Raw genomic sequence first — 26,706 nt, 5'->3', positions numbered from 1 at the left:
GACACCACCGCGCGCGTGCGCAAACGGCACCCATCCATTCGATAGGAAACACATGGCCCTGACCCTGGAACAACTCAACCAAGCCACGCCCGATGCGGCACTGGCCATGCTCGATGGGCTGTACGAGCACTCGCCCTGGATTGCCCAGGCCGCGCTGGCCCAGCGGCCCTTTGCCTCGCTCGCCCAGCTCAAGCACGCGATGGTGCGCGTACTGGCGCAGGCCCCGGTCGATGCGCAGCTCGCGCTGATCCGCGCCCACCCCGAGTTGGCGGGCAAGGCCATGGTGGCCAACACCTTGACGGCAGAGTCCACCTCGGAGCAAAACCGCGCGGGTCTCACCCAGTGCACGCCCAAGGAGTTTGCGCAGATCCAGCAGCTCAATGCGGACTACAACGCGCGCTTTGGCTTTCCGTTCATCCTGGCGGTGCGCGGGCCCCGGGGCCTGGGCCTGCCCAAGCAGGAGATCATCGCCACCTTTGCGCGGCGCCTGAACCACCACCCCGATTTCGAGCGCGAGGAGGCGCTGCGCAACATCCACCGCATCGCCGAGATCCGCCTGAACGACAAGTTCGGCTACGAGCCGGTGCTGGGCAACGACGTCTGGGACTGGCAAGAGCGCCTGGCCCAGCACAGCGACGAGGGCTTTGCCGAAAAAGGCCAGCTTACCGTCACCTACCTGACCGATGCCCACCGCGCCTGCGCCCAGCGCATCAGCCACTGGATGCGCGACAGCGGCTTTGACGAGGTCGAAATCGATGCGGTCGGCAATGTCGTGGGCCGCTACCGCCCTGCGCAAGAAGGCGGCAAGTACCTGCTGACCGGCAGCCATTACGACACCGTGCGCAACGGTGGCAAGTACGACGGGCGCCTGGGCATCTTTGTGCCGATGGCCTGTGTGCGCGAGCTGCACCGCGCCGGCAAACGCCTGCCCTTCGGCATCGAGGTGGTGGCCTTTGCCGAGGAGGAAGGCCAGCGCTACAAGGCCACCTTCCTGGGCTCGGGCGCGCTGATCGGCCACTTCAACCCGCAGTGGCTGGACCAGGCGGACGCCGCCGGCATCACGATGCGCGAGGCCATGCAGCACGCCGGCCTGTGCATTGACGACATCCCCAAGATCCAGCGCGATGCCTCGCAGTACCTGGGCTTTATCGAGGTGCACATCGAGCAGGGCCCGGTACTGACCGAGCTGGATATTCCGCTGGGCATCGTCACCTCGATCAATGGCAGCTCGCGCTTTGTCTGCGAGATGCAGGGCATGGCCAGCCATGCCGGCACCACGCCGATGGACCGCCGCCGCGATGCCGCCTGCGGCGTGGCCGAGCTGATGCTGTACGCCGAGCAGCGCGCCGCGCAGGATGGCGACTCGGTCGCCACCGTCGGCATGCTGGAGGTGCCCAGCGGCTCGATCAACGTCGTACCCGGCCTGTGCAAGTTCAGCATCGACATGCGCGCCCCCACCGATCCGCAGCGCGATGCGCTGGTGCGCGACGTGATGGGCCAGTTGGAGGCGATTGCGCAAAAGCGTGGCCTGCGCTACCGCGCCGAGCAAACCATGCAGGCCGCAGCGGCCCCCAGCGCTCCGGCCTGGCAGCAGCGCTGGGAAAAGGCCGTGGCCGCCCAGGGCGTGCCCTTGTTCCGCATGCCCAGCGGCGCCGGCCATGATGCGATGAAGCTGCACGAGATCATGCCCCAGGCCATGCTCTTTGTGCGCGGCATCAACAGTGGTATCAGCCACAACCCGCTGGAATCCTCGACCGCCGATGACATGCAACTGGCGATCGACAGCTTCAGCCACGTCCTTCAACAACTAGAAAACGAAACCGTATGACCACGAACAACGCCACCTACGCCGCCCTGGACCAGTGGATCGACCAGCACTTTGACGAGCAGGTGCAGTTCTTCCAGAAGCTGGTGCAAGTCCCCACGGACACGCCGCCGGGCGACAACACGCCGCATGCCGAGCGCACTGCCGAGCTGCTGCAGGCCATGGGCTACACCGCTGAAAAGCATGAGGTACCCCAGGCCGATGTAGAAGCCTATGGCATGACCTCGATCACCAACCTGATCGTGCGCCGCCCCTTTGGCGCAGCCGGCTCGGGCCGCACCATTGCACTCAATGCCCATGGCGATGTGGTGCCGCCTGGCGAGGGCTGGAGCCATGACCCCTATGGCGCCCGCATTGTCGACGGCAAGCTCTACGGCCGGGCTGCCGCCGTGAGCAAGTGCGATTTCTCCACCTTCACCTACGCGCTGCGCGCACTGGAGGCCGTGGCCAAGCCCAGCAAGGGCGCGGTCGAGCTGCACTTTACCTATGACGAAGAGTTTGGCGGCCTGCTGGGGCCCGGCTGGCTGCTGGAAAAAGGCCTGACCAAGCCCGACCTGATGGTCGCCGCTGGATTCAGCTATGAAGTGGTCGTCGCCCACAATGGCTGCCTGCAGATGGAGATCACCGTGCACGGCAAGATGGCCCATGCCGCCGTGCCCCACACCGGTGTGGATGCGCTGCAGGCCACCGTTGCAATCATGAACGACCTGTATGCGGAAAACACCGCCTACCAAAAGGTCTGCTCTAAAGTTGCAGGCATCAAGCACCCCTACCTGAACATTGGCCGCATCGAAGGCGGCACCAACACCAATGTGATCCCCGGCAAGGTGCTGCTCAAGATCGACCGCCGCATGATCCCCGAGGAAAACCCGGTCGAGGTCGAGGCCCATATCCGCCAGGTGATTGCCAACGCGGTGGAGCGCTTTAACAGCGAGCGCGGCTACCAGGGCGAAGACGCCGTGCGCATCGACATCAAGCGCCTGCTGCTGGCCAATGCAATGACGCCGCTGGCCGGCAACCAGCCGCTGGTCGATGCCATCCAGACCCATGGCGAAGCGCTGTTTGGCGAGAAGCCTCCGGCCGTCGGCACGCCGCTATACACCGATGTGCGCCTGTATGTCGAGCGCGGCATTCCCGGCGTCATCTACGGCGCAGGCCCCCGCACCGTGCTGGAAAGCCATGCCAAGCGCGCCGACGAGCGCCTCGACCTGGAAGACCTGCGCCGCGCCACCAAGGTCATCGCCCGCTCGCTGGTCGATCTGTTGGCCTGATCCAACGCGGCGCTCCAGCACGCCGCCGAAAACATCCTTTTACCAACTGCCCCCTGGCCCGGCGCCCGGGGGCAGTTTTGCTTGTGTCTGCAAGCTTTGCGGGGGGGCGGGCCGCTCATCGGCCACGGGGTTTGAAGCCGCAGCAACGGCGCTGCTTGAGGGTAATCAGGGGGGTGCTGTTGCAGTGCATGTGTATACACTTTTTGTATGGATTCCTAAGCAATAACACTGGCTTATTCAGTCAAATTCCCCCGCATGAGGAGTGATAAAGATGCAATCTGACAAACACCCCGTTGACCAGGTGCTGCCCCTGGGGCGCCTCACCACCTTGGGCTTGCAGCATGTACTGGTCATGTACGCGGGGGCCGTGGCGGTGCCGCTGATCGTGGGCCGCGCGCTCAACCTCGATTCCCACCAGATAGCCAAGCTGATCTCCGCTGATCTCTTCGTCTGCGGTCTGGTTACCCTGATACAGGCCTGGGGCGCGACCCGCTGGTTTGGCATCAAGCTGCCGGTGATGATGGGCGTGACCTTTGCCAGCGTGGCGCCGATGATCTCGATGGCGCAGACCAATGGCGGCGTCTATGGCGCAGGCCTGATCTTTGGCTCGGTCATCGGGGCGGGGGTCATCTCGATACTGATCTCGCCGCTGGTCAGCCGCATGCTGCGGTTCTTCCCGCCGGTCGTCACCGGCACCATCATCACCGTCATCGGCATCAGCCTGATGCGCGTGGGCATCAACTGGATCTTTGGCAACCCCGCCGGCCCCACCGCGCCTTCGGTGCCCAATCCCGAGCATGTCAAATGGCTGCAGAGTGCGCAGGTGGCCGCTGGCGCGCCCGGCTCGGCGCTGCCCCCCATCCCCCATGGGCTGGCGATTCTGCCGTCGGTCCCCAACCCCCGCTATGCGGACCTGAGCGGCGTGGGCATCTCTGCGTTGGTGCTGGTCTCCATCCTGCTGATCACCAAGTTCGCCAAGGGCTTCATGGCCAATATCGCGGTGCTGGCCGGCATTGTCATTGGCGCCATCGTCGCCTCGGCGATGGGCCTGATGACCTATGAAAAAGTGGCGCATGCCGAATGGTTTGATTTTGTGATGCCGTTCGAGATTGCGATGCCGGTGTTCGACCCCATCCTGATCCTGACGATGACCCTGGTGATGATCGTCGTGATGATCGAATCGGTCGGCATGTTCCTGGCGCTGGGCGATATGACCAACAAGGAGGTCACCCCGGCCGACCTGACCCGGGGCCTGCGCACCGATGGCCTGGGCACCTTGCTGGGCGGCATCTTCAACACCTTCCCCTACACCAGCTTCTCGCAAAACGTGGGCCTGGTCGCCGTCACCGGCATCCAGAGCCGCTTTGTCTGCGTGGCCGGCGGCTTCATCCTGATCATTCTGGGCGTACTTCCCAAGCTGGGCGCGCTGGTCGAATCGCTGCCGACGATGGTGCTCGGCGGTGCGGGGCTGGTCATGTTCGGCATGGTCGCTGCCACCGGCATCCGCATCCTGTCGAACGTGGACTTCCGCCATAACCGCTACAACGCCATGGTGGTGGCAGTGTCCATCGGCGTCGGCATGATTCCGCTGATTGCACCGCAATTCCGCCAGTGGATGCCCCACGCCATCCACCCGCTGATCGAATCGGGCATCCTGCTGGCCTCCATCTGTGCGGTGGCGTTGAACCTGTTTTTCAACGGCGCCAAACTTGACCAGGCCCAGATCATCAAGGCTGCGCAGCAAGCAGATGCCCACTGACAAGATTGCTGCGGTGCAGCATCGAAACTTAGGCCCACTGCCCCATAGGGGTGGGCCTGCGCCTTTATCATCAGCTGGGTTCACACTGGATTGATTCACTCTTATGGCACAACAACTGTCCGCCGCCGAACAGGCACTGCGCGAAGCCGCACTCGAATACCATCGCAGCCCCAGCAAGGGCAAGATCTCCGTCACCCCCACCAAGCCGCTGTCCAACCAGCGTGACCTGTCGCTGGCCTATTCGCCAGGCGTGGCCTACCCTTGCCTGGACATCGAAGCCGATCCCAGCCTGGCAGCCGACTACACCTCGCGCGGCAACCTGGTCGGTGTGATCACCAACGGCACCGCCGTGCTGGGCCTGGGCGATATCGGCCCGCTGGCCAGCAAGCCGGTGATGGAAGGCAAGGGCTGCCTGTTCAAGAAGTTCGCCGGCGTCGATGTGTTCGACATCGAGCTGGCCGAGCGCGATCCAGACAAGCTGATCGACATCATCGCCAGCCTCGAGCCCACGCTGGGCGGCATCAACCTCGAAGACATCAAGGCACCCGAGTGCTTCTACATCGAGCAAGAGCTGTCCAAGCGCATGAACATTCCGGTGTTCCATGACGACCAGCACGGCACGGCCATCATCTCCAGCGCTGCGCTGCTCAACGGCCTGGAACTGGTCGACAAGCAAATCGGCAACGTGAAGATCGCCGTCTCCGGCGCGGGCGCTGCAGCCATTGCCTGCGTCGATGTGATGGTGGGCCTCGGCGTCAAGCGCGAGAACATCTTCATGGTGGATTCCAAGGGCGTGATCTACGAAGGCCGCCCTGGCAACCTCGATGCCTCCAAGGCGCGCTACGCGCAAAAGACCGAAGCCCGTACCCTGGCCGATGTGGTCAACGGCGCTGACGTGTTCCTGGGTTGCTCCGCCCCTGGCGTGCTGACGGCCGACATGGTCAAGACCATGGCCGACAAGCCCATCATCCTGGCGCTGGCCAACCCCGAGCCAGAAATCCGCCCCGAGCTGGCCAAGGCCGTTCGCCCTGATTGCATCATCGCCACCGGCCGTTCGGACTACCCGAACCAGGTGAACAACGTGCTGTGCTTCCCCTACATCTTCCGTGGCGCGCTCGATTGCGGCGCCAGCAAGATCACCGAGGCGATGAAGCTGGCCTGCGTGCGCGAAATCGCCGCGCTGGCCAAGCAGGACGTCAGCGACGAAGTGGCTGCCGCCTACCAGGGTAAGGAGCTGAAGTTCGGCCCCGACTACCTGATCCCCACCCCGTTCGACACCCGCCTGATTCTGCGCATTGCGCCCGCCGTGGCCAAGGCTGCGCAAGAATCCGGCGTGGCTGCACGCCCGATCGAAGACATCGACGCCTACCGTGAGAACCTCACCCGCTTCGTCTACCAGACCAGCATGTTCATGCGCCCGGTGTTTGCTGCGGCCAAGAGCCATGTGCAACGCGTGGCCTACGCCGAAGGCGAAGACGAGCGCGTGCTGCGCGCCGTGCAGGTCGCCGTGGACGACGGCCTGGCCAAGCCGATCCTGATCGGCCGCCCTGCCGTCATCGAAGCCCGCATCGCCAAGGCCGGTCTGCGCCTGCAACTGGGCAAGGATGTGGACATCGTCGATCCGGAAGATGACCCCCGCTTCCGCCAGTACTGGGAGGCCTACCACGCCCTGATGGGCCGCAATGGCGTGACCCCCGAGGTCGCCAAGTCTGCCGTGCGCCGCTCCAACACCGTGATCGCCGCGCTGATGGTGCACCTGGGCGATGCCGACGCGATGCTGTGTGGCGTGATGGGCCGCTTCGACAAGCACCTGGGCCATATCGAAGACGTGCTGGGCCACCAGACCGATGCCAACCGCCTGGCCACCGTGAACGCGCTGATGCTGGAAAACCGCACGCTGTTCATCGCCGACACCTACATCAACGAAGACCCGACCGCCGAAGAGCTGGCCCAGATTGCCAAGCTTGCCGCGCAAGAGGTGCAGCGCTTTGGTCTGCCACCCAAGGTGGCCTTCCTGTCGCACAGCAACTACGGCTCGTCCACCCGCAAGTCGGCGCTCAAGATGCGCGCTGCCCGCGACCTGTTTGCCGCCGCCAATCCCGACATCGAATGCGATGGCGAGATGCATGGCGACGCCGCGCTGGACGAACACGTGCGCGAGCGCACCCTCATCGAGTCGAGCCTGACCGGTGAAGCCAATGTGCTGATCTGCCCGAACCTGGACGCAGCGAACATTCTGTTCAATGTGCTCAAGACCACGGCATCGCACGGCACCACCATCGGCCCGATCCTGCTGGGTAGCGAGGCACCCGCCCATGTGCTGACCCCCTCGTCCACCGTGCGCCGCGTGGTCAACATGACGGCCCTGGTCGCCGCCCAGGCCCAGGCCCGCAAGGAAGGCAAGTAAGCCCGGGCGCGGCACCCGCCGCGCCTTGGTTTGGTTTGCACGGATAGCCCAAAGATAGCCCCAGGCACAGCGCCTGGGGCTTTTTTACGTCTGCCACTCAGCCACGGCGGCTTTCAGCACGCCCCCGTCACCAGCCGGTCAAACAGCTGCGCATCGCCCATCTGCCCCCCTTTGAGCATCAGCTCCAGCCCATCGATGCGCGCATCATCGCTGCGTGCCACACTCATGGTCACGCCAGGCGCCAAGGTGCTGTGGAAGGCCAGCCCCCACAGCCCCAACGCCTGCGTTGCCAGGCTGGAGGTATCGCCGCCTGCAATGCCCAGGCGCCGCAAGGGCTGGCCCTGTGCGGCCAGCAGGCGCAAGGTCTCTGCCACCAGCTGCGCGCTGCGCTGTGCCACTGCTGCCGTCGTGGCCGCGTCCACCGCTTGGCTGGGCCGGCTGGTGTGCGCCAGCATAGGGCGCCCCTCGTGCAGGCCCTGGGCCAGCTGAGCCGCGCAATTGCTCAGATAGCCCTCCTCGGCCAGCAGCCGGCCCACCTCCACCTCCCGCTTGTCAAACTGCTGGCTGGCCGCGATCTGCTGGCGGGAGACCGGCGACAAGCTGCCGACCAGCACCAGCACCGGGCCCTGCGCGGGCGCCAGCGGTTCAGCCGCTGGCACATCGCCCAACCATCCCAGTTGGCGCCAGCCTGCTATCAAGCACTGCTCCACGCCGCTGGGCCCCACGGCCAGCAACGGCGCTTGCTGCGCACGCGCCCACAGCAGCGCGCCAATCTGCGGCAGCTGGGCTTCGTGCACCAGGTCGATCAGCAAGGCATCTGGCAAGAGGCGTTCTCCCTCTTGTACTTGCATCCAGCGCAGCAGCACCTCGGTATCGCTGCCCGCCAGCTCCAGCTGCCGCGTGCTCAGCAACCGAATATCGGCCAGCCCCTGTTTGGCCAGGTGCAGGCGCAGATCGGCCTCGTCCATCGGGGTGACGGGGTGCTGCCGCATCGTGGGGTGGCGGTCAAGGCGCTGCACCGCGCCGCCCGGCCCGGCCTGCGCAAACAGGTTGCCAAAGGCACAAAAGCGCCCGATATTGGGCTGCCCGCCCACGATGACCGCTGGCGATGCGGGAGCCACCTTGCGCAATGTCGCCACCGCCGCGCCAATGCTGCCCACATACGGGGCGCTGTCAAAGGTGGAGCAGCATTTGTAGTGCAGCAGCGGCGCGCCGCTGGCGGCCATGAACTGCGCCACCGGCGCCAGCACCTCGGCCATTGCGTTGGGGCTCAGACTGCGGGCCGCACCGGCGATGCCCATGGCCTGCAAGGGCCCGGCCTTGGCCCGCTGCGCCCCGGTCGGCACATCCAGAAAAAGCAGAGAACGCAGGCCCGCCTGCGCCACCGTGGCCAGGGTGTCGGTCGCACCGGTAAAGTCATCGCCATACCAGACGACGGCGGGTTTGCCGCGCAGCAAGGTGTCCAGCATGGCGCCTATCCGCGCTTGCCAAAAAACTGCAGCGCGCGCGCCAGCTCCGGCGCATGCCCGGCATAGTCGTCCAGGCTGCTGCCAGCGCGCACGGCAGCCCAGGCCTGGCGAATGCTCAGCACGCCAGCAGCCGGGCCATCGGGGTGCGCCAGAATGCCGCCGCCCGCCATGAACAGCAGGTCATCGCTCTGCAACGCCGCCCAGGTGGCAGGCACCGTACCCGCCCACTGGCCCGATGAGAAGGCCGGCAGCACCCGGTCGTCCTGCACGGCAGACAGGTGCCGCTGGCAGTCCTGCGCGGACTCCACCACCTCGGCATCGGGCTGGGCAAACTTGCCCTGCAGCCCATGCACATGCACATGGTCCACACCGGCCAGGCGCCACAGGGTCTGGTAGGCTTGGTAGCCCATGCCCAGCATCGGGTCGCGCGACAGCGCGCCATAGCCATTGCGGTGCGCATGCAGCGCTAGCGGGGTGTGGCGCCGCAGGCTCTGGATGCCAGACAGCCCGCACCAGTTGATGCTGGCCATCACGCAGTTGCCGCCCTCCTGCTGCACCAGATCGGCGTGGCGCAGCATGGCGCTGGTTTCATCGCTGATGTTGAAGGCCACCATCACCCATTTGCCGGTGCGCTCCCGGTGCTCGCGGACCACGCGCATCACCGCCGGAATACGCTCCCGCAGCGGTGCATGCGCGGGGTTGGCCGATACCTCATCGTCCTTGATAAAGTCCACGCCCGCATCGCAGAGCTGCCGCACCAGGTCAGCCGTTTGCTGGGCAGACAGGCCCACATTCGGCTTGATGATGGTGCCCACCATCGCGCCCGCGCTGGCCCCAATGCTGCGCCGCGTGCCAGCCACGCCCAGGGTCGGCAGATCGAACTGGTCGCGGTAGTCCGGTGGCAGGTCCAAGCTCTCCAGCCGCAGGCCCGATACCTCTCCCAGGTCATACAGATTGCCGCTGACGGTGGCCGCCAAGGTGGGCAGGTTGGCACCCACATTGGCAATGGGGAAGGCAATGCGCACACGGGCACGCTGCCAGTGGGCGCCCGCGCCATAGCCTTGGCGCGCCAGCCAGGCATTGGGCAGGCTGGGCCGGTCCACCGTGCCCAGCGGCTGCACCTGCAGCACCTGGGCACGCGCGCGTGCCCGCAGGTCATCGGTCTCGCCCGCCACGCGGGCAAAGGTGCCGCAGGATTGCTCACCGGCCATTACCTCGGCTACGGCCTCGGGCGCCAGTGGGGTCTCGATCAGGTAGCTGGCTTCAAAATGGGTAGATGTCATCGCATGTCCAGGCCCAGCGCGGGCCGGCCTTCACAGGGTGTTGAGGTCAGGGAATGGGCGCACGGGGTTCTGGCCATCCCAGTCCTGGGAGGCCGCGCGGATCAGGTCAAACATCTTGCCCTTGGGGCCCATCACCTCGGACAGCTCGATCACCGTGCCCGGGTGGTACTCAGTGTCAAAGTAGATAAAGCGGCCGTTCTTGCCCACCTCGCCACTCATCTGCGGCTTGAAGCCCTGCGCCAGCAAGCGCTGCAGATCGGCGTCGTAGTCGGTGGTCCAGTACGCCACATGCTGCAGGCCCGTGCGGCCGGCGCGCAGAAAGTCGCGGTACATCGACGGCACATCGTTGCGCACCTGGATCAGCTCCACCTGCACAAAGCCCGAGTTGGCCAGCGCCACCGAGTTGTGCGGTTGGTAGCTTTCACCCGCGTACTGGTAGTTCTCGATCGGCACCTTCGGGTTGTAGAACCAGGGGCCCACGCCCAAGGTCTCACTCCAGTACTTCATCGCGGCCTCGATATCGTTGACCACATAGCCCAGCTGGCGGATTTCTCCTAAAAAGCGACTCATAGCTTGTCTTTCGTTTGTTGTAGGGTTGGTTGTTGCGTTGGTGGCATAGGCGCTGCCTCACGTGGCGCGCACGCGATGCAGACCCAGACCGGGAAGCAGGCCGCAGGGCTGCCGCCCGCTTATAAAAATCCGGTGGAAATCCAGGGAATGGCCGCGACAAAGAGCAGCCCGACGAACAGCGCCAGCATGTAGCCGCCGATGGGCCGAATGCCCTCGTTGGGGTTGACCTTGCTGATCGCGCAGGCGCCGTAGTAGCCCACGCCAAAGGGCGGCGCAAACAGGCCGATGCCCATCGAAAAAATAACGACCATCGCGTAATGCACCTCGTGCACGCCCACCGCTTTGGCGATGGGGAACAGCAGCGGGCCAAACAGCACGATGGCGGGGATGCCTTCGAGCACACTGCCCAGCACGATGAAGCAGACGATGGAGATCGCCAGAAAGCCCCAGCTGCCGCCGGGCATGCTGGTCATCGCCTTGGCCAGGTCGGCCGAGAAGCCCGACTGCGTCAGCCCCCAGGCCATGCCGGTGGCGCAGCCCACAATCAGCATGATCGCGCCCGACAGCGAAGCAGTCTCCACCAGCATGGGTTTGAGGCGCCGCCAGTCAAAGCAGCGGTAGATGAACAGGCCCACCAGCACCGAATAGACCACGCCGATGGTGGAGACCTCGGTCGCCGTCGCGATCCCCTCCACCACCGCGGCGCGGATCACAAAGGGCAAGGCCAGCGCCGGCAACGCAATCACCAGCAGGCGGCCAATCTGCTTGCCGCTGAAGCGCTCCACACCACCCAGATCCTCTTTGCGGTAGCGCCACCACACGACGCAGCACAGCGCAGCGCCCAGCACCACCGCCGGCAGCATGCCGCCGGTAAACAGCGCGGCAATCGATATGCCGGTGACCGAGCCGATGGTGATCAGCACGATGGACGGCGGAATGGTCTCCGTCTGCGCGCCGGTAGCAGACAGCAGCGCGACCAGATCGCCCTCCTTGGCGCCGCGCTTTTTCATCTCGGGGAACAGCACCGGCGCAATCGCGGCCATGTCGGCCACCTTCGATCCCGAGATGCCCGAGACCAGGTACATCGCGCCAATCAGCACATATGACAGGCCCCCGCGCACGCGGCCCAGCAAACTGGCCAGAAACTGGATCATCGCCTTGGCCATGCCGGTCATCTCGATCAGCGAGCCTAGAAAAATGAACATCGGCACCGCCAGCATGATCAGGTGCGACATACCCTCATCGAGCCGCCCCACCATCACCACCAGCGGCGTGCGTGTGGTCAGCGCCAGGTAGCCAAAGGTGGCCAGCGCAAACGAGAACGCAATCGGCACACCCGCAAACACCGTGCCCGCCACCACCAGCACAAAGAAGATCACCAGGTTGAACTTGCCCAGGCTCTTGAACAGCGGCTGGCACAGCCAGAACAGCAGCACCAGCGCGGCCACCAGCGCCACCGCAGCCAACGCCTTTTGCCAGCTGCTCTGCGTCAGCAGCCGCAGCAGGGCCACCACGGCCATCAGGCCCATACCCGCCGGCAGCGCAGCAGCCCGCCAGGCATTGCTCAGCTCCATCGCCGGGGTGGTGATAAAGGCCTCTTCCTCCGCATATTCGTAGGCGGGGCCCAGCACCATCAGCAAAAAGGCCAGCGATGCGGCCAGCGCAAAAGCTTCCAGCGCTGCGCGCAGGCCCGGCCGCACGTTGTTGATGAATGCCGTCATGCGCATGTGCTCGCCCCGGCGCAGCGCCACCACGGCACCCAGCATGGACAGCCACAGAAACATCAGCGAGGCCAGCTCATCGGACCAGACCAGCGGCTGGTGGAACACATAGCGCGCCACCACGCCGGCAAACAGCACGATGATTTCGGCCAGCACCAGGGCGGCGGCTGCCGTCTCGACGATGGCGCCCAGGCCATGGTCAACTCTATGGGCCAGCGAGGCCAAGGCGTTGTCGGGCGGCGCAGCAGAGAGCCCCGCCAGCGCGGGGGTTGCAGGGTGGGACATGGCAATGCTCTTTCAGGGCGTGAATCAGTGCATCGCTCAAGCGAGCTTGCCAACGGCGCCTTCGAGCAGGCTCCACACGTCCTTGCCAAAGCGGCCTTGCCAGTCCTTGTAAAAGCCCGAGCTGCGCAGCGCGGCGCGAAAGCTCTCCGCATCGGGCTGGTTGAACTGCAGGCCCTTGCTCGCCAGATCGGCCTGTACCGAGGCATTGAGCTGGCTGATATCCGCCCGCTGCGCCATGCCGGCATCGTTGATCGCCGTGGCCACGATCTTCTTCAGATCGGCCGGCAGGCTCTCCCACATGCGGCCGTTGGCGATGAACCAGTAGCCATCCCAGATATGGTTGGTCAGCGAGCAGAACTTCTGCACCTCGTAGAGCTTGGCCACCTGGATGATGGGCAGCGGGTTCTCCTGCGCATCCACAATCCGGGTCTGCAGCGACGAGTACACCTCGGAGAACTGCAGGCTGGCCGGTGCAGCGCCCAGGCCCTTGAACATCGCAATCGGCATCGGGCTCACCGGCACGCGGATCTTGAGGCCATCCATATCCTTGGCGCTGTGCACCGCACCCTTGCTGCTGGTGGTCTGGCGGAAACCGTTGTCCCACATCTTCTCGAACGCATAGAGCTTGCGCTTGGCAATCTCGGCCCGCACCATCGCGCCCAGCGGGCCATCCATCGCCTTCCAGACCTGGTCGTAGTTGGTAAACGCAAAACCCACTGCATTGATGGCCGCAGCCGGCACCAGGGTCGCAATCACCAGCGCCGATGGCGTGAAGAAATCGATACCGCCCGAGCGCACCTGCGCCAGCATGTCTGTATCGCCGCCCAGCTGGTTGTTGGGGTAGATGGCCAGCTCGACGCGGCCATTGCTTTCCTTGCGGATGCGGTCCGCCGCCTCTTTCGCGCGGATGTTGAGCGGGTGGCTCAGCGGCAGGTTGTTGCCGTATTTGAGCGAGAACTCGGCGGCACGCGCAACCAATGGAAAGCCCGACACCATGCCTGCGGCAGGCAAGGCGGTCAGTCCCTTGATGAGGGAACGGCGGCTGAGTTCGTTCATGCTTGTCTCCTAATATTTGATTTGAATTGATGCAATGGCACAGATCTCATACTGGAAGATAGGCAAACGGCTTGCTATAGTCAAACGCACAAAATGATTGAATTTGATGTTTTCTGATGCCTCATAGCCCCGCAGCGCCGACGCAGCGCCTCACGCTCAAGACCGTGGCCGCCCTGGCGGGCGTCTCTACCGCCACCGCGGACCGGGTGCTGAACCAGCGCCCCGGCGTACGCCCCATCACCGTGCAGAAGGTGCACCAGGCCGCCCAGGCGCTGGGCTACCTGCCCGATGCGCTGGCCGATGCCGCGCCGCAGTCCGCGCCCTGGAAGCTGGCCTTTGTGCTGCCCCAAGGCCAGAACCCCTACCTGCGCATGCTGGGCGACACCATTGGTTTTTCCGAAAGCCACCAGGCGCCCTTCAACGTCAAATGCCAGGTGGAATATGTGGAGAGCTTCAACCCCGAAGCGCTGGCCGCCACCTTGCTGCGCCTGGGCAAACGGGTGCAGGGCATCGCCTTTATGGCCATCGAGCACCCCGCAGTGCGCGAAGCGGTGCAGCAACTCGCCGAGCGGGGCGTGCCGACGTTGACCGTTATCTCCGACCTGGACAACAGCGCCCGCATCGCCTATGTGGGACTGGACAACCGGGCCGCCGGCCGCACCGCCGCCTACCTGCTGGCCCGCTTTATCGGCAGCCAGCGCCGCGATGCGCAAATCGCGCTGATTGCAGGATCGCGCAGCTACCTGGCGCATGAAGAGCGCGAAGGCGGCTTTCTGCAACTGCATGCCGAGCAGTTCCCCGACATGCAGATCCTGGGCCTGCGCGAGAGTTACGACGACTCGTCCCGCAACTACCAGCAGACCAAGGAGCTGCTGCAGCGCCACCCGCATATCGCCGGCATCTACAACATCGGGGGGTCATCGGATGGAGTAGGCCGCGCGCTGCAGGAAGCCGGCCGCGAGCACCAGGTCGTCCTCATCGGCCACGGCCTCACCCCCGACACCCGCGCGCTGCTGATCAACGGCACGATGGACGCCGTCATCACCCAAAGCCACCTGGGCATCATCATGAGCTGCATCCGCATGTTCAGCAATCTGCGCGACCAGCTCGACACGATGACGGCGGTGGACATCGTGCGCAGCCAGGTCATCTTTCGGGAGAATTTGCCTTGAGGGGCCTGGCCCTGCCCCTCAATCGGCGGCGATGACCGCGCCCGTTTTACGTTTGGGTCTGGCCGCCTTCGCGCGCTCGCGGGCCAAGGTCTCGTGCGCATGCGCCGTCAGCAGGTCCAGCGCCCGGTCGAAGACCTCGCGCTCCTCGCTGCTGAGCACCGAGAGCAGTTCCTCATTGCGCTTGACGGCCTTCGGGAACACCTTGCGGTAGAGCTGCTTGCCCTTGGCCGTGAGGCTCAACTGCACGCCCCGTCCGTCCGACAGGTCCGCGCCGCGCTGCAGCAGGCCCCGGTCAATCATCAAAGACACCGCACGGCTGGCCAGGCTCTTGTCGATATTCACCTCCCGCGCCAGGCCTTGCAGCGACATCGGCGCATTCGCCCCCAGCATGCCCAGAATCCGCCATTCCCGGGGGTCCAGCTCGAAATCACGTTGGTTCGACTCTGCAGCCAGGCGGCTCCAATGGCTGGCAAGCATGTTCAGGCGGAACGACACCAGCTCCTTGAAATGGCTGGCGGTCCTGGGCTCCTGAGCCTCTGCGGAAGGCATGCGGTCTGTTTTGGGCATTCCTGAAGTATAGAAAATCACGGAGACCATTGGCCCCGTTTTCGGCGAATTCTGAGCGACGCGGTGCCTGAAGCCACCAGGCGGTCGGCCGCATCGCGGATCTCGGCCCGGCAAAACACCAGGGTTTGGGCCGCATGCGCCACCCAGGCGCTGACCTTGAGCTCGCCTTCTGCCGGCTGCATGTACTGCACATGCAGGTCAGTCGTGCCCCCCAGCTCCTCCACCCCGTCCAGCGTGCGGCTGGCACGTGCCATGGCACTGTCAAGCATGCTGGCGAGCACCCCGCCATGGATGGCGCCCCGCCGGTTGAGCAGCTCCTTGTGCGGCGCAAGCCGGAGCAGGGCGCGCCCTTCGGCGGCCGTCTCGGTCTCCAACCCTAACCATTGGGCAAACGGCGCCACGTCCGGCAAGGCGGTGGGCGCTGGCACAGGGTCGGCAGCAGTCATACCCGTGGACTGGGGCGGCATCGGTCCTCCAAAAATACCTGCGCTACTCATCGCACTGCACTGCGCAAAGGGTTCAAGCCGCTGCGCACGACGCGGGCATGCAGCTCCCGCCCCAGTACCGCTTCGCACCGCTCGGCGGTCTCCAGCAAGGCCTGCATGTCGATGCCGGTCTTGACTCCCATGTTTTCGAACAGGTCGATCAGGTCCTCGCTGCTGACATTGCCCGTGTGGCCGCCGCCGTATTTCACCTTGGCAGGATGGCCCCCCACACCGCCCATCGCGCAGTCAAAGTGCCGCACACCGGCATCCAGCGCAGCCACGTAGTTCACCAGGCCGGTGCCCCGCGTGTCATGGAAATGCGCAACCGGCGTCACATCGGGGTAGGCTACGCGCATGCGCCGGAACAGCTCTGCCGTCATACGCGGCGTGGCCGTGCCGGTCGTGTCGCCCAGGGTCACATGGCGCACCCCGGCATCCCGGAAGCGCCCCACATCCGCCAGCACACTGTCCGGGTCGACCCCGCCTTCGAAAGGGCAGCCAAAGGCCATCGAGATCGTCCCGATCAGCCGGAACTGCCCTCCAGCGGCTGCGGCCATCTGCGCAATGTTCTGCCATTGGTCGGCCCGGCTGCGGGCCAGGTTCTTCAACGAATGCGTGTCGGTGGCCGATACCAGCAGGCTGATCTCGTTGGCGCCATGGCCGGCCTCGCGGTCGGCCAGTGCCCGCTCCACCGCGCGCAGATTGGCACAGGTCGCCTTGTAGAACGTACCCGCCGCACGCGGCAGCGCCTGCAGCAGCTCGCTGGCATCGGCAAACTGGGGAATCACCTTGGGGTTGGAATACGAGGTCGCCTCGATGCGCGCGAACCCGAGGTCGGCAAAGCGCCGGATCAGGTCCACCTTGGTGGCGGTGGACAGCATCGCCGCCTCATGCTGCAGGCCATCGCGTGCAAAGCATTCGCACAGGACCACATCGCGCCCATCGTCTTCGCGGGGGATAGAAGCGTTCAGCGTCATGCGGCCACCGTGTCGGCTTGGATCTTCCACAGCTGCAGTGCGTGCGCGCGCAGCTTGTTCTTCTGCACCTTGCTGCTGCCCGTCATGCCGATGTGCTCGAAGCTGTCGACCAGCTCCAGGTAACGAGGCACCTTGAAATTCGCACAGCGCGCCTTGCACCAGGCGATGAGCTCATCGCCACTGGCCTGCTGGCCGGGTTTGAGCAGCACAAAGGCACCGGTCACTTCCCCCAGGCGGGCATCGGGCACACCAATGACCTGCGCCTGCTGCACCGCAGGGTGGGCGTGCAGCACCTCTTCGACCTCGGCCGGTGCCACGTTCTCGCCGCCCACGCGGTACATGTCCTTGAGCCGCCCGACCATGCGAAAGCGGCCATCGGCACGCTGCTCCCCCATATCGCCGGTGCGCAGCCAGCCGTCCCCGGTCATCGCCTTGGCGGTGGCCTCGGGCATGTTGTAGTAGCCACGCATCACGTTCCAGCCGCGCACCTGGATCTCGCCCTGCCCCTGGCCAGGCGCCACCAGCGCGCCCGTTTGCGCATCGGCAATCCGAACTTCCACCCCCGGGTGGGGCAGCATGAAGCCATCCCGGCGCAGCTCAAACGCATCGTCGTGGTCGCTCAGCAGCACGTTGGGCGAAGCCTCCGACTGGCCATAGGCATTGCAGACATGCGGCACCGCCATCACATCGCGGATCTTCTGCATCACCTCCGGCCCCGCCGCCGCCCAGCCGCCTCTCAGATGCAGGCGTGAGGCATCGAACGCCGCATGCCCCATCGGCATCAGAAAGATCGTGTCGTTGCCCGATGTCAGCGTGCAACGCTCGCGCTCCAGCACCTCCAGCGCCTGTGCCACATCAAACTTGGGCAAGCTGAGCAGGCAGCAGCCCGACACCAGCGACACCAGCACCGACAAGGTGCTGCCCGCCACATGGAAAAACGGCCGGATGCTGAAGTAGCGGTCATCGGCCGTCACACCCATGCGCCGGGCCACGCAGGCCGCGTCGCCCAGCATGTTGGCATGGGTCAGCATCACGCCCTTCGGGAACGAGGTGGTCCCCGAGGTGTACTGGATCAGCAGAATGTCGTCCGGCTGCACCTGCGCTGCCAGCGCGTCCAGCGCCGCACCGCCCACCGGTGCGCCGGCTGCCAGAAATGCCTCATACGAGGTCACCCCCGCAGCATGGCCATTGCCGCCGATGCACACCACCTGGCGCAGCTGGGGCAGCGCCGCACCGGGCAACTGCGTATCGATGGCGGGCTCCACCTGGCGCAGCAGGCCCGTGAAGTCGATGCCCAGAAAGCTGTCCGCATGGACCAGGAGCCGGACATCGGCCTGCTTCAGACAGAACTGGAGCTCATCAGCCTTGAAGCGGGTATTGACCGGCACCGTCACCGCCCCCACCGTGGCACAGGCAAAAAAGGCAGCGATCCACTCGCCGGAGTTTCCCAGCATCAGGCCCACATGGTCACCCTTGCCAATGCCGGCAGCATGCAAGCCGGCTGCGATGCGCCGGCTCTGTGCGCTGATCTGCGCCCAGCTCCAGCATTCGCCCGGCCCCCCATAGGCCTGTGCCTGGCCGCGCTGCTGGCACAGCGCATTCAACACCTGTGCCAGGGTGACGGGTACCGGCACCAGCGCGTCATTGAGCAGCTGCATCGCCATCTCCTTTCTTGCCAAAGCCTGCGATGGCCTTCTTCCAGTCGCTGCGGCGCAGATTCTTCTGGATGGCGAGCAGCTCCACCGCCATCGCCCCTTCGCGGGTGGTGTCCAAGCCGGCATCAATGCTGTGCTTGGTCAGCGCCACGGTGAGCGGATGGGCGGCCGCGATCTGCAGCGCCATTGCCTTGACCTGCGCGTCGAACGCATCGCTGCTGAACACATGGTTCACCATGCCCAGTTGCAAGGCCTCCTGGGCGCCGACCACGCGACCGGTGAACAGCAATTCCTTGGCCATGCGCCGCCCCACCATGCGCGGCAGGCGCTGGGTCGCACCCACCGTGCCCCAGCCCACTTCCGGGTACTTGAAGGCGGCAGAAGTATCGGCCAGCACAAAGTCGCAGGCCGCCGCAATCTCGCAGCCCGAGCCATAGGCCGGTCCCTGGATGGCGGCAATGACGGGTTTGGACAGCGCTTCGATCGCCGCATAGGCGGTGAATCCATTGACCCGGCGCGCGATGATCTCTGCGGGGCTCATGCCCTGCCGCTCTTTGAGGTCGGCCCCCGCGCAGAACGCGACGCCTTCACCGCGCACCACGATGACGCGCACCGTATCGGCCTGCTCCAGGGCATCGCAGGCCTCGACCAGCTCCTGGCACATGGCCACATTCAACGCATTGCGGCTTTCAGGCCGGGCCAACCAGAGGGTGGCAACCGCAGCATCCACGTCTATGCGCAGGGTGCTGAACTCAGGAAATGTCTGCATACTCAACAACCTCGGTCTCAGTTTTGCAATTTCATGCCGGTGGCCTGCACCAGCTCGGCCAGGCGTTTTCCGTCCACCCGGATGAACTCGGCCGCCTGCGCCTTCATTTGCGGCATGGGCTCCGCGTTCTGGGCCAGCAGCAGCTTCTTGAACTCTGGCTTGGACTGCACCGTCTGCAACGCGGCTGCCAGCTTGTCCACCACCGCCGCTGGCGTCTTGGCCGGCGCGGCGAGCGAATACCAGCTGCCCATTTCGCTGTTGGCAACACCTGCCTCTGCAAAAGTCGGCACATCCGGCATGTCCGGGGAGCGCTTGCTGCCGCCATAGGCCAGGGCGCGCAAGCGGTTGGATTTGACAAAGGGGAGCACCGCCGAGATGTTCAGAAACCCGACCTGGGCCACGCCCGCCACCATGTCGTTCACCGCCGGGGCTGCGCCCTTGTACGGCACATGCAGCAGTTCCACCCCGGCTGCATGCTTGAAGGTTTCCGCACCGATGTGGGGCGACGAGCCCATGCCGGCAGACGCATAGCTCAGCTTGCCCGGCTCGGACTTGGCCAGCGCAATGAACTCCTTGAGCGTCTTGACCGGCACCGAAGGATGCACCGTCAGCACATTGGGCACATTCGCCACCATGCCGATGAACTCAAAATCGTCGACGCCGTGGTAGGCCACCTTGGTCGCGAGCGGGGTCACGGTATGCGCCGCCGCCGTGCCCAGCAGCAAGGTGTAGCCATCCGGCGCCGCCTTGGCCACAAAGGCCGCCCCGATCGATGCACCTCCGCCCGCCTTGTTCTCCACAACCACCGACTGGCCCAGCAGATCGCCCAGTTCCTTGGCCAGCGCCCGCCCCAACAGGTCGGCAGAGCCGCCCACGGCATAGGGGTTGACCAGGACGATGGGGCGCGACGGGTAGTCGCCCTGGGCCATCGCCCCCGGTGCCGCCAGGCCGGCAGCGGCAAGCACCGCCACCCCGATCAGCGCACGACGAAATTTCAACATGCTTGTCTCCTTGATTTTTTGATGTCACCTAGTTACCTGGCTGAGTCTCAGATCGCGCCGTCTGCACGCAATCGCTCAATCTCGTCCGCACCCATCGCCAAGCGCTCGCGCAGCACCTCCTCGGTGTGCTCACCCAGCAGCGGCGGGCGCTGAACCTCGGGGTCGTCCAAGCCGTCAAAGCGGAATGGAATGCGCAGGCCACGGAAGCTGCCAATCTGCGGATGCGGGTACTCCACCACCATGCCGCGTGCGGCAACATGCGCATTGCCCAGCACCTCATCGACTTGCAAGATGGGGCCGGCGGGCACCCCCACCGCATCGCAGCGGCGGCACAGCTCATCGCGGTCAAGCTGCGCAATGGCCGCCTGCAGCCCCGCCATCACCTCTTCGCGGCGCGCCAGGCGCTCCGCATTCCTGGCAAGTGCGGCATCGGCGGCCCAGGCTTCCAGGCCCAGCAGGTTGCACAGCGGCGCCCAGTGCTGGTCGCTGCCGGTAATCTGCACCCACTTGCCGTCGGCGCAGACAAAGGCCGCAGAAGGGATGCGCCCCGGGTGCTCCGTGCCCAGCCGCTCGGGCACCTCGCCCAGCGCAAACCAGCGAGCAGCGGCCAGCGACAGCAAGCCCACCTGGCCGTCAAACATCGAAAAGTCCACATGGCTGCCCTTGCCCGACTTGGCGCGGCCCGTCAGCGCCGACAGCACCGCAATCGCCACCCACAGCCCGGAACTCAGGTCGGCCACCGGCAAACCGGGTTTGACGGGGCCGCCACCGCGCTCCCCGGTCAGGCTCATGATGCCGGCCATGGCCTGGAACACCGTGTCATAGCCCTTTCGCTGGGCATAGGGCCCCGTCATGCCAAAACCGGTGCAGCTCACGTAAACCAGCTGGTCGTTGACGGCGCGCAGCGCGGGGTAGTCCAGGCCATACTTGCGCAGATTGCCGACCGGAAAGTTCTCCAGCACCACATCGGCCTGTGCGGCCAGCTGGCGCACCACCGCCTGCCCCTGCTCGGAGCGCAGGTTCACCGTCACTGACCGCTTGCTGCGGTTGAAGGCCAGGTAGTAGGCAGAGACCTCGCCGCCCTCCCCGGCAACCTTGGGCTCGAAGGAGCGGGTTTCGTCCCCGGCGACGGGCTGCTCGATCTTGATGACCTCCGCCCCCAGCTCCGCCAGAATCATCGACGCGAAGGGGCAGGCGAGCACCCGCGACAGATCCAGAATGGTGATGCCTTCCAACGGACGCATGTTCAGGCCTCCTTCGCTTTGCGAAAGCCGCGCATCATCACATTGGCGTCACGCCCCACTTCCAATGCGGGCCCCAGAGCCAGATCGGCGGCCCGGTGAAAGCTGCGCTTGGTCGTGGCCATGGCCACCGGGCTCCAGCCTGCCATGGTGTGCGCCATCTGCAAGGCCGTGTCCAACACCTGCGCATCCGGCACCACGCGGTTGCACAAGCCCATGGCCTTGGCCCCCTGGCCATCCAGCGGCTCGGCCAGCGCCACCAGCTCAAAAGCCTGCTTACGCCCCACCTGGCGCACCAGATTGGCCATCACCACCGCCGCAACGATGCCGTGCTTGAGCTCCGGATACCCAAAGCGCACCGTCTCCGACATCACCGCCAGATCGCAGGCAATCGCCAGCCCGGCCCCGCCGCCCAGCGCATTGCCCCGCACGGCCGAGATCACCGGCTTGTTCATCTGCGAGAACACCAGATGCAAGGCCGTCGTCAGATCTGCCCGGGCGGTCACCGCCTGCGGGTCTTCGGGGGTGAGTGCAGAAAACTCGGTCGTGTCGGCCCCTGCGCAAAACGACTTGCCCGCCCCGGTGAGCACCACGGCATGGATAGCAGGATCACGGTCTGCCGCGCGCAGGCCATCGAGCAGTTCCTGGGTCAGCACGGTGTTGAGCGCATTGTGCTTTTCAGGGCGGTTCAACTTGAGGATGCGAACGGCACCACGGTCTTCCATCAAGAGATGTTGCATAGCGGATCAGAGCGGTTGGTTGTCAAAGTGGTTGTGGGGGGCGGCCAGTTCCATGCCCGCCAGGCGCGTGCTGGCCTGCGCCAATTCCTGCACCAGTTGCGCCATCACCTGCGCAGCGGGTTGGATCTGCGAGACCAGGCCAGCCGACTGCCCCAGCTCGACCTTGCCCCATTCAATATCCCCGTCCAGCGCTGCTTGCTTGAGCGAGCTCTTCTTGAACAAGGCGTCGTAATCGTCCTGCGCGATCTGGTCGCGCTCGGCATTAAAAATGGCCTGGGCAAAGGCATTGCGCAAGCCCCGCACCGGAAGGCTTCTGCGTCCGATCAAGGCCGTGTCGTGCACATCGGCTGCCAGCACCGCCGCCTTGTAGTGGTCATGCACGGCCGCTTCGTCCGTCAGCAAAAAGCGTGTACCCAACTGCACCGCATCGGCACCCAGCGCGAGCAAGGCAGCAATGCCCCAACCATCGGCCACCCCGCCACCGGCAATCACCGGAATCGACACCTCCTGCAGCACACGGCGTACCGTCACCAGCGTGCTCACCTCATTGGCAGGCGGATGGCCACCGGCTTCAGCGCCCACCACCACCAGCGCGTCCACACCTGCAGCCTCGGCCTTCCTGGCGTGCTCCAAGGTCGATACCACCTGGATCCACACAGCGCCATAGTCCCGAAAACGCGGCAGCTGCGCCTTGGGACCCCCTTGCGAGGCAATCACCACCGGCACCTGGCGTGCCACCATCACATCCAGAATCTCTGCCGCCTGGGGCCGGTACAACGGAATGTTCACCGCATAGGGCTTGTCGGTCGCGCCCGCCAGCGCATCGAGGATGCGGATGAAGTCCTCCAGGCGCAGCGGGCCTGCCGCCAGCACCCCCAGCCCCCCCGCGTTGGAGACCGCCGCAGGCAGTGCCGCATTCGATGAAGCCCAGCTCATGCCCGCCTGCAAGATGGGATGCCGTATACCCAGCAGGCGGGTGATCCGATTCGCCATGAGAACTCCGTGAAATTCAAAAGTAGTTGAAACTTTAAACTACTTTTATGCAGGCTACAAGACCCTTTCCAACAATCGATCTGAAAAAATTCTCCGACTTCTCTCCAATGAAAAACACTCAACAAGTTGATAAATGAAACTAGATGCTGGATATCATCAACTTTTTTGACGAGCCTTTATTCCGGGAAATGGCACTTGCACCGGGGTCCGAAAGATCTGCGCGTTCCATGCAGAGAACATGCGGGCGCCGCCATGCCGAGGCGTGCATCGCCGCCCCCCGCAGATGCTCTGCGCGGCACACCGCAGGCTCGGTGCTATGTCAGTAGATGGGCTTTGAAGGAAGCTGCGTTGATGCAGCCGGTCTGCGCATTGCGGGAAGGGGACGGGCAGAACACACCCGGTTGAAGGCCGTAACGATGGCGGCGGTGGACACTGAGCGCAGCCACCCTCTCTGGTGAGGGCGTGCCCCGATGGTAGGATGCCTGTCGCACCCGGCCCAAAGCCCCCGGACCCGTGTGCAGGTCTTCAGTGCGAGAACTGTCTGCGCTCGAGGGTGCACATCGCCAGGCTGCGAATGCCTGGAAAGTCAAAGCACTCCAGCAGATTTTTTACCTCGGTCGCAAACACATTTTCGGGGGTGCCCTCGGCGTGGCGTTCAAGCCAATCGCCAATATCGCTGAGGCGCCCGTGCAGTGCCAAGTCGGCCAACTCACTCAGCGCACGGTCATCGAGCTCCGTCTGGCCAGCCAGAACCGACTGCAGTGTCTGCTCTCGAAGCGCCACCCTGCTTGGCCGGGACACCGTCCAGTCCGCCTCGGATGCAGGGATCGCGCGCACCGCCAGCACAAAGGAAAAGCGAGACCCTTTGCCCGGGGTGCTGGCAACGCTCAGGCTGCTGTTCATCGCCACGAGAATACGCTGTGCGATGAACAAACCCAGACCGGTGCTACCGCTGGTGGCCTGTAGCTGCTGGAATGCAGCAAAGATGTCCGTCCCCTGGTCGAGATCCATACCCATGCCGGTGTCGATGACCGCAAAATGCAACTCGCACACATCGCCATTCGCCTTGGCCTTCACATCCAGGGTCACTGAGCCGTCGCGCGTGAACTTGGCAGCATTGGCCAGCAGGTTCAGCAGCACTTGCTGCAGACGCCTGCCGTCCAGCGTGGCAAGTGGCGGTATGCGGTCAGGCGCGTGGTAGTGAAAGGCATTGTTCTGCTGCAGGCACAACGCAGTGGCGTATTCATGCACGTTGTCCAGCAGCAAGGGGAGATCGGTCGTGTCAGGGTGAATGGTCAAGGGCTGGAGTTCAGCCTTTGCATATTCCAGTAGCTCATCGATCAGCGAGAGCTGGTATTTGACGCTGCGCTGAATGGTTTGAATCAGCTTTTTTTGGTCCTCCGACGCCTGCGCCAGCAAGACGGCTGAATAGCCATCGATGGTCGCAAGGGGAGCGCGCAGATCATGGCTGACATAGCCCAGCACTTCGACTTTTTGGCGCTCGTTGTTTTTGGCGTCTTGCAGGGCAGCATTCAAGCTGGCATTCAGCGCCGATGCGTGCATGTTGCTGAACGCCAGCGCGTAACTGGTGTGAATCACAATCATCCCAAAAGCGAGCAAGGTCTGGACATTTCCCGAGTCCATAAAGATTTTCGGCATCGGGAAAAAGGGCGTGAAGATGATGCGTGCACTGTGAAACAGCAGGGACAGCACCGTGATCACCAGCACCTCGGGGTTGACGCCCGCGCCTCGCTCTCGGCGGACCTCCATCAGCACCAGGAGCGTTGCCGACACCAACAGCGCCTGGGCTGCGCTATACACGTAGACACGTGCGGACGTGCTGTAGTCAATTTGAGAAAAATACAGAATCAGGACAGTTTCGACCGCCAGCACCAGCAGCATCCAGGTCTGCCACAAACGGCGCCTGTCGAAAAACAGGCATATACCGATGTGAAACAGAAAAGTGCTGAGCGTGGTACAGAGATTCCCGATCGAGATCGCAAAGAAATCCGGGATGAGCTTCTGCGACGTCAACAGCAACGCGCCCGTACCGAACGCAAAAAAACCGGCACTCCAAAACAGCAGATACCGCAATCTTTCCCGGTTCCACAGCAGCCACATGCCGATGCCGAGCGCCAGATTGACGAGGGCGCAAAAGATTGCTGCCGTGGGGAGATTCAGATTCATCAGGGGACCTGCTTGTGCAAAGGGGCTGCAGGGCACGCCGTCAAGGACTTGGTCATACGGGCAGGCCGAAGGAATTTCAATCGATGAGGGCCATCCTCAGCCGCCTCGCCAACGTGGAACATGTCTTTTCGGAGAGCCCTCTGGGCGTTGCAGAACCCATCCAAAGGGCAGGCATGGGCTCGGCACAGCGGCAAAGGCCAACCCTCTTATGCAGCGCAGAGGGTCATCCGCCGCTCATTGTCACCGCGCGCCGAAAATTGCGCTGTCATGAAACGCACACACCGCCCGCCCCCGGGGGTTGCGCGCAGTCTGCGCGCGGCGGCAACCACCATGGCGCTGGTGTCGTAGTCGCCGGGCAGCCTGTTACGAGCCACCTGATCGCTCCCCCTCACATCTCATCAATCGCCGTACTCCCCACCCCGCTCTGCGCGGCTGCCAATCCTTCCCCCGCCTCAATCGCAAAGCGCTCGCGGCAGTTGATGTAAAAGCTCGCGCCAAAGCGCCCGACCGGGAAGAACGCCTGCAGGCGTACCCGCCATTTTTCGGTGTCGACCAGGCCGTCGCGCACGGCCAGCCATTGCACCCGGCCGATGAAGACGTAGCGGCTGGGGGTTTCCAGCGTTTCGTGCAGCACGCATTCGAAGGCGACGGGGGCTTGCACGATGCGTGGGGGGTGCACGCTTTGGGAGGGGGTGGCAGTCAGGCCCGTGTGATCCAGTTCGCTCTCGTGCGGGGCCAGGCGGTCGCCGCAGCGGTGCATGGCGGCGGCCATCGCTTCGTCGGCGATGTGCACCACAAACTCCTTGTCGCGCAGGATGTTGGTGGCAGTGTCTTTCTGCGCGGTGTCCTGCAGCTTGTTCACGCTCAGCATCACCACCGGCGGGTCCTCGCCCATCATGTTGAACATGCTGAAAGGGGCCGCATTGACGGTGCCGTCTGCGCCCAGGGTCGTTACCAACGCAATCGGGCGCGGCACGATCAGGCTGGCCATCAGCTTGTAGCGTTCGTAAGTGCCCAGCTGGGCAAAGTCGATCTCGGTCATGGTCGTTTTCTCATCGTCTGGATGGCGCATTTTGCTTGCAATTGCCATGCCGGGCCGCCCGCGCGCCAGTAGCCGATCAAGCATGTATACAAGCTGCACCAAGCGGATGCGCGGCCATGCATCGGCGCGTGCACGCGGATCCATTCACCACCCTGCATTTGCACCAGCCTGGTGCAAAAAAGCCCGCCTACAGGAGCTTACAAACTGGCACCGATCTTGCAAACGACCTTG

The 26,706-nt window shown here is 64.5% G+C and carries 21 protein-coding genes; 5 read left to right on the top strand and 16 right to left on the bottom strand.

Annotated features, from left to right (window positions below):
• The first annotated feature begins 52 nt into the window (after positions 1–52).
• The 4 genes from uraD to MJ205_RS03195 all read left to right on the top strand — a co-directional run bounded on the left by uraD (position 53) and on the right by MJ205_RS03195 (position 7,262).
• Positions 53–1,828, top strand: coding sequence for a 2-oxo-4-hydroxy-4-carboxy-5-ureidoimidazoline decarboxylase (gene uraD / locus MJ205_RS03210; RefSeq protein WP_239811159.1), 1,776 nt, complete (start codon positions 53–55; stop codon positions 1,826–1,828).
• The gene (locus MJ205_RS03205) at positions 1,825–3,096 is read left to right on the top strand and encodes a M20/M25/M40 family metallo-hydrolase (protein ID WP_239811158.1); all 1,272 of its coding nucleotides are present in this window, start codon (positions 1,825–1,827) and stop codon (positions 3,094–3,096) included. Before uraD ends, MJ205_RS03205 begins: the two co-directional genes overlap by 4 nt.
• Positions 3,097–3,367: 271 nt before the next feature.
• Positions 3,368–4,855: a nucleobase:cation symporter-2 family protein gene (locus MJ205_RS03200; protein WP_239811157.1), complete on the top strand. Its 1,488-nt coding sequence runs from the start codon at positions 3,368–3,370 to the stop codon at positions 4,853–4,855.
• A 103-nt stretch (positions 4,856–4,958) separates the two neighbouring features.
• Positions 4,959–7,262 carry an NADP-dependent malic enzyme gene (locus MJ205_RS03195; RefSeq protein ID WP_230771898.1) on the top strand — a complete coding sequence of 768 codons (2,304 nt, stop codon included), beginning with the start codon at positions 4,959–4,961 and terminating at the stop codon, positions 7,260–7,262.
• Between the two features lie 113 nt (positions 7,263–7,375).
• On the opposite strand, the gene MJ205_RS03190 is transcribed toward MJ205_RS03195, so the two are convergent.
• From MJ205_RS03190 to MJ205_RS03170, 5 genes are all read right to left on the bottom strand, one after another.
• Complete coding sequence (locus MJ205_RS03190; protein WP_239811156.1) at positions 7,376–8,731, bottom strand: four-carbon acid sugar kinase family protein; 1,356 nt, start codon at positions 8,729–8,731, stop codon at positions 7,376–7,378.
• Positions 8,732–8,736: 5 nt separating this feature from the next.
• The gene (locus tag MJ205_RS03185; RefSeq protein ID WP_239811155.1) at positions 8,737–10,014 is read right to left on the bottom strand and encodes a ribulose-bisphosphate carboxylase large subunit family protein; all 1,278 of its coding nucleotides are present in this window, start codon (positions 10,012–10,014) and stop codon (positions 8,737–8,739) included.
• A gap of 30 nt (positions 10,015–10,044) precedes the next feature.
• Complete coding sequence (locus MJ205_RS03180) at positions 10,045–10,584, bottom strand: VOC family protein (RefSeq protein WP_239811154.1); 540 nt, start codon at positions 10,582–10,584, stop codon at positions 10,045–10,047.
• Between the two features lie 119 nt (positions 10,585–10,703).
• The gene (locus MJ205_RS03175) at positions 10,704–12,590 is read right to left on the bottom strand and encodes a TRAP transporter large permease (RefSeq protein WP_239811153.1); all 1,887 of its coding nucleotides are present in this window, start codon (positions 12,588–12,590) and stop codon (positions 10,704–10,706) included.
• Between the two features lie 36 nt (positions 12,591–12,626).
• Positions 12,627–13,646 (bottom strand): TRAP transporter substrate-binding protein, encoded by a 1,020-nt coding sequence (locus MJ205_RS03170; RefSeq protein WP_239811152.1) that lies wholly within the window; start codon positions 13,644–13,646, stop codon positions 12,627–12,629.
• Between the two features lie 116 nt (positions 13,647–13,762).
• On the opposite strand from MJ205_RS03170, the gene MJ205_RS03165 reads away from it, so the two are divergent.
• On the top strand, positions 13,763–14,818 hold the full coding sequence (locus tag MJ205_RS03165; RefSeq protein ID WP_239811151.1) for a LacI family DNA-binding transcriptional regulator: 1,056 nt from the start codon (positions 13,763–13,765) through the stop codon (positions 14,816–14,818).
• An 18-nt stretch (positions 14,819–14,836) separates the two neighbouring features.
• On the opposite strand, the gene MJ205_RS03160 is transcribed toward MJ205_RS03165, so the two are convergent.
• From MJ205_RS03160 to MJ205_RS03110, 11 genes are all read right to left on the bottom strand, one after another.
• Entirely contained in the window at positions 14,837–15,385 is a 549-nt protein-coding gene (locus MJ205_RS03160) for a MarR family winged helix-turn-helix transcriptional regulator (RefSeq protein ID WP_239811150.1), read from the bottom strand.
• 17 nt (positions 15,386–15,402) lie between these two features.
• A complete protein-coding gene (locus MJ205_RS03155) occupies positions 15,403–15,831 on the bottom strand; it encodes a PaaI family thioesterase (protein ID WP_239811149.1) in 429 nt (142 codons plus the stop codon).
• Between the two features lie 47 nt (positions 15,832–15,878).
• Entirely contained in the window at positions 15,879–16,847 is a 969-nt protein-coding gene (locus tag MJ205_RS03150) for a hydroxymethylglutaryl-CoA lyase (protein ID WP_239811148.1), read from the bottom strand.
• The gene (locus tag MJ205_RS03145) at positions 16,844–18,505 is read right to left on the bottom strand and encodes an AMP-binding protein (RefSeq protein WP_239811147.1); all 1,662 of its coding nucleotides are present in this window, start codon (positions 18,503–18,505) and stop codon (positions 16,844–16,846) included. The genes MJ205_RS03150 and MJ205_RS03145 overlap by 4 nt, the downstream gene beginning before the upstream one ends.
• On the bottom strand, positions 18,489–19,271 hold the full coding sequence (locus MJ205_RS03140) for an enoyl-CoA hydratase/isomerase family protein (RefSeq protein ID WP_239811146.1): 783 nt from the start codon (positions 19,269–19,271) through the stop codon (positions 18,489–18,491). Before MJ205_RS03140 ends, MJ205_RS03145 begins: the two co-directional genes overlap by 17 nt.
• Before the next feature lie 17 nt (positions 19,272–19,288).
• Positions 19,289–20,272 carry a Bug family tripartite tricarboxylate transporter substrate binding protein gene (locus MJ205_RS03135; protein ID WP_239811145.1) on the bottom strand — a complete coding sequence of 328 codons (984 nt, stop codon included), beginning with the start codon at positions 20,270–20,272 and terminating at the stop codon, positions 19,289–19,291.
• Between the two features lie 47 nt (positions 20,273–20,319).
• Positions 20,320–21,516, bottom strand: coding sequence for a CaiB/BaiF CoA transferase family protein (locus tag MJ205_RS03130; protein WP_239811144.1), 1,197 nt, complete (start codon positions 21,514–21,516; stop codon positions 20,320–20,322).
• A 2-nt stretch (positions 21,517–21,518) separates the two neighbouring features.
• On the bottom strand, positions 21,519–22,253 hold the full coding sequence (locus tag MJ205_RS03125; RefSeq protein WP_239811143.1) for an enoyl-CoA hydratase/isomerase family protein: 735 nt from the start codon (positions 22,251–22,253) through the stop codon (positions 21,519–21,521).
• 6 nt (positions 22,254–22,259) lie between these two features.
• The gene (locus tag MJ205_RS03120) at positions 22,260–23,246 is read right to left on the bottom strand and encodes an NAD(P)H-dependent flavin oxidoreductase (RefSeq protein WP_239811142.1); all 987 of its coding nucleotides are present in this window, start codon (positions 23,244–23,246) and stop codon (positions 22,260–22,262) included.
• Positions 23,247–23,771: 525 nt separating this feature from the next.
• On the bottom strand, positions 23,772–25,433 hold the full coding sequence (locus MJ205_RS03115; protein ID WP_239811141.1) for a sensor histidine kinase: 1,662 nt from the start codon (positions 25,431–25,433) through the stop codon (positions 23,772–23,774).
• A gap of 388 nt (positions 25,434–25,821) precedes the next feature.
• Positions 25,822–26,475, bottom strand: a complete 654-nt coding sequence (locus MJ205_RS03110) for a flavin reductase family protein (protein WP_239811140.1) — start codon at positions 26,473–26,475, stop codon at positions 25,822–25,824.
• Positions 26,476–26,706 lie beyond the last annotated feature (231 nt).

Origin of the sequence: Comamonas sp. B21-038 (assembly GCF_022387135.1) — a bacterium.
Classification (GTDB): domain Bacteria; phylum Pseudomonadota; class Gammaproteobacteria; order Burkholderiales; family Burkholderiaceae_C; genus Comamonas; species Comamonas sediminis.
This window is presented reverse-complemented; position numbering and strand designations above follow the sequence as displayed.